The organism is Candidatus Methylomirabilota bacterium (assembly GCA_035936835.1).
In the GTDB taxonomy this organism is placed as follows: domain Bacteria; phylum Methylomirabilota; class Methylomirabilia; order Rokubacteriales; family CSP1-6; genus AR37.
Map to the genome: position 1 here is coordinate 1 of DASYVT010000108.1, position 3,409 is coordinate 3,409.

The window sequence follows — 3,409 nt, forward strand, 5'->3', positions numbered from 1 at the left end:
GACGACGGCCCGATTCGTCCCGGTCAGGGTGGTGAGGATGAAGCCCACCCGGGGAAAGAGTTCCCCAAGATGGTGTTCGACCTTGGCGATCACCCGTCGCGGCTGGTCCCAGGACGCGGCCTGATACTGGAAGCTCCGGTAGCGGACCAGCGGGGCGTAGCTGGGCCGGCCGCGCGGCCGGATGAGCAGGTCCTCGACGGCCCGCTCCAAAACATCGTTGGCTGGGAGGCGGATCGCGTACCTCACACCCCGCCGCTCCAGAGCTTCGTACAGGGCTGGCAGGGCAAAGGCCGCATCAGCTCGGACGACGACGGTTTGTCCTCCGGCTTGGCAGCGATCGATGACGGGGAGGAGCACCTGCTCCCATCCGTCCGCACTGTGGACGTTGCCCGGCCGGAGCGTGGCGGCCAGGCAGTCGCCGTTCTGATTGAAAACGAAGAGCGGATGGTAGCAAACGGACTCGAAGTAGCCGTTGTAGGCTGACTGTTCTTGAGCCCCGTGGACCGGACTCTCGGAGCTGTCGATATCGAGGGTCACGCGCGAGGCCGGGGATCGCGTGACGGGGTGCTGGATCAAGGCCGTATTGAGGCGACCGAGTCCTTGGTAGTTCCGCTCCTCAGCGAGGACGTCCGTCTCGAACCAGTGCAGGGTGGAGGTGAGGGCGACACTGGTCTCCCGCCGCTCGCGCGAGGCCAGCATCCGAAACGTCGGGTCTTCGGCCAGCCGTTCGGCGTCGTTGGTGTCTTCGTAGCCCGCCAAGCGGCTATAGATGGACTGGCGGAAGAGATCTGGTAGAGGGAATTGGCGGTTGTATCCGGTGCGAGGATCGCGCAGATGGCGCTCGATCAGCGCGCTCAGGCCGAGCCGCTCGTCCAGCTCGCGCGGCAGCAACAGTCCGGCATCGGAGGTCACCGTCGCGCCATGGAACTCGACGCGCAGTTGGGGGTTGAACGAGAGGCGAACCGGGCCAGCTTTCGCGTCACCCATCGGGTGGAGCCCTCCGAACGAGCCAGGAGCCTCGGGGGCCGCGTCTTTTCGCACCAACTGAGCCCTGATACCTCGCTGCGTTCACCCGTGATATCGGAAATCCGGGCTAAGTGAGTGAGCGGTGCGGGTGCTGCATCGTTGGCGGCGGGCCGGCCGGCATGATGCTGGGTCTCCTGCTGGCCCGCGCTGGTGTCGACGTCCTGGTCCTCGAGAAGCACGCCGATTTCCTCCGTGACTTCCGCGGCGACACCATCCATCCTTCGACGCTCGAGGTCATGCACGAGTTGGGCTTGCTCGACGACTTCCTCGCGCTGCCCCACCAGGAGCTGCGGGAGCTGAGCGCGCAGGTCGGTGACGTGCGTGTCCCCATCGCGGACTTTACCCACCTGTCGACCCGCTGCAAGTTCTTGGCGTTCATGCCGCAATGGGACTTCCTCGACTTCCTCGCGACTCGCGCAGCCCGCTACCCATCTTTCCGCCTCTGGAGGCGCGCCGAGGCGACCGGGCTCCTCGAGGAGCCGGGGCGGGTCGTGGGCCTCGAGATCATGACGCCGGAGGGGCGGCGCGAAGTCCGCGCCGATCTCGTGGTGGGCGCCGACGGTCGGCGCTCGGTGGTGCGGGCAAAGGCGGGGCTCGAGGTGCTGGAGTTCGGCGCGCCCATGGACGTGCTGTGGTTCAGGCTATCCAAGCGCCCGGATGACCCGGCCGCGAGCATGGGCCGCTTCGGTGACGGGCGGATTTTCATCCTGATCAACCGCGACACCTACTGGCAGTGCGGCTACGTCATCGCCAAGGGCACGATCGACGAGATTCGCCGGCAGGGCATCGAGGCGTTCCGCGAGAGCGTCGCGCGCGTCGTGCCGTTCCCGCGGGACCGGGTAGGAGAGCTCCGCAGCTGGGAGGACGTGAGCCTCTTGACCGTGCAGGTAGACCGGCTTTCACGGTGGTATCGCCCGGGACTCCTCTGCATCGGGGACGCCGCGCACGCGATGTCCCCGGTCGGGGGCATCGGCATCAACGTAGCGCTCCAGGACGCGGTCGCCGCCGCCAACCTGCTCGCCGCGCCGCTGGCGGAGGGGCGCTTGACGGTGGAAGACCTGGCCAAAGTCCAGCGCCGGCGCGAGATGCCAACGCGCGTCACGCAGTGGCTTCAGGTGCAGGCGCAGAAGCGGGTGATCGCGCCCGTGCTCGCCGGCGCAGCGCCCTCGAGGCTGCCGCTCGCGCTCCGTCTCCTGCGCCGCTTCGCCGTCCTTCGCCGCTTCCCGGCCCGGCTCATCGGGATCGGCGTCCGCCCCGAGCACGTGCGTACGGCGGACGCGGCCTCGAAGCGGGCAAGCTGACCCTCTAACGTGCCGGCCTAGCGAACAGGATCGACGGGCGTGGGAAGCCCGCGCTACGCGTCGGCGATCGTGATCGAGGGGATCCTGTCCTTCCTGGGCGTCGGGATCCCGCCGGAGACGCCGACCTGGGGCAACATCATGGCCGAGGGGCGCGCGCTCGTCAGCGTCTTCCCGCACAACATCCTCCTCCCGGGCATCTTCCTGGCTGCGACGGTGCTCGCCGTCAATATCATGGGCGACGGCCTGCGCGACAGCCTCGATCCAAAGCTGCGCAAGCGGCTCTGAGCGGCCCGCTTCTTGACAGGCCCGAAGGGGCCGTCATACACTGCCCGAGGGCTTGGGAGATCGTCTAATGGTAGGACGCGGGGCTCTGGACCCCGTAGTGGAGGTTCGACTCCTCCTCTCCCAGCCAACCGCCTCGTCCCGCCGACGTGGCCCCATCGTCTAGAGGCCCAGGACACGGCCCTCTCAAGGCTGAAACACGGGTTCGAATCCCGTTGGGGCCACCATCGCTATTGAACACCCCGCTGTACGCCGGGATCGCTCGGCCGAGGAGACGGCCGAGCGACCCCTGCCCGCTGAACGTGTAGATCCGCTCCTCGGCGGCTGGCGTGAAGATGAGCCGCCCCTGAACCACGTTTCGCAGAATCTCACGCGCCTGAGGCGTGTGGCGCGTGAGGAGGCCTTGCGAGTCGGTCAGCGCCTCGCGCACTTGTCGGTCGATCTGCGCGCGCTCGACGCGGCTCAGACAGCGTATCGATTTCACGGTTGCCAACTCGCGCTCGCACCGCGCCCGTTGGGCCTCTCGGTCCTTCACGGCGTGCAGCAGCGCCGGGACGTCGCCGCCGCTCGCGATCGCCTCCGCCAGGCGCGCCAGCTCCGCCTCGAGGCGCCGCATCTGGCCGAGGAGCGCGGCGCGCTGTTCATCAACCGCATCCACTGGCGGGCACAGCGCCGCGATCGCCTGCTCGGCCGCGCGCGCCAGGACGCGGGGATTCAGGACGTCATGGTCGACGGCTTCCAGCACCGCCCGGTTCGTCACCTCCATGGGTGCCAGGAGCGCGTTGGCGCAGACGGAGCGC

The 3,409-nt window shown here is 68.3% G+C and carries 2 protein-coding genes, 2 tRNA genes and 1 pseudogene; 4 read left to right on the top strand and 1 reads right to left on the bottom strand.

Annotation, left to right across the window (positions count from 1 at the left end):
* A partial coding sequence (locus tag VGV06_08595) for an IS1380 family transposase (protein HEV2055218.1) occupies positions 1 to 987 on the bottom strand: 987 nt, incomplete at its 3' end.
* A 110-nt stretch (positions 988 to 1,097) separates the two neighbouring features.
* On the opposite strand from VGV06_08595, the gene VGV06_08600 reads away from it, so the two are divergent.
* The 4 genes and pseudogenes from VGV06_08600 to VGV06_08615 all read left to right on the top strand — a co-directional run bounded on the left by VGV06_08600 (position 1,098) and on the right by VGV06_08615 (position 2,836).
* The gene (locus VGV06_08600) at positions 1,098 to 2,327 is read left to right on the top strand and encodes an FAD-dependent oxidoreductase (GenBank protein ID HEV2055219.1); all 1,230 of its coding nucleotides are present in this window, start codon (positions 1,098 to 1,100) and stop codon (positions 2,325 to 2,327) included.
* 57 nt (positions 2,328 to 2,384) lie between these two features.
* Positions 2,385 to 2,612: pseudogene (locus VGV06_08605) on the top strand (ABC transporter permease).
* A gap of 53 nt (positions 2,613 to 2,665) precedes the next feature.
* A tRNA-Gln gene (locus VGV06_08610) sits at positions 2,666 to 2,739 on the top strand.
* Positions 2,740 to 2,760: 21 nt separating this feature from the next.
* Positions 2,761 to 2,836 (top strand) — tRNA-Glu (locus tag VGV06_08615).
* Positions 2,837 to 3,409 lie beyond the last annotated feature (573 nt).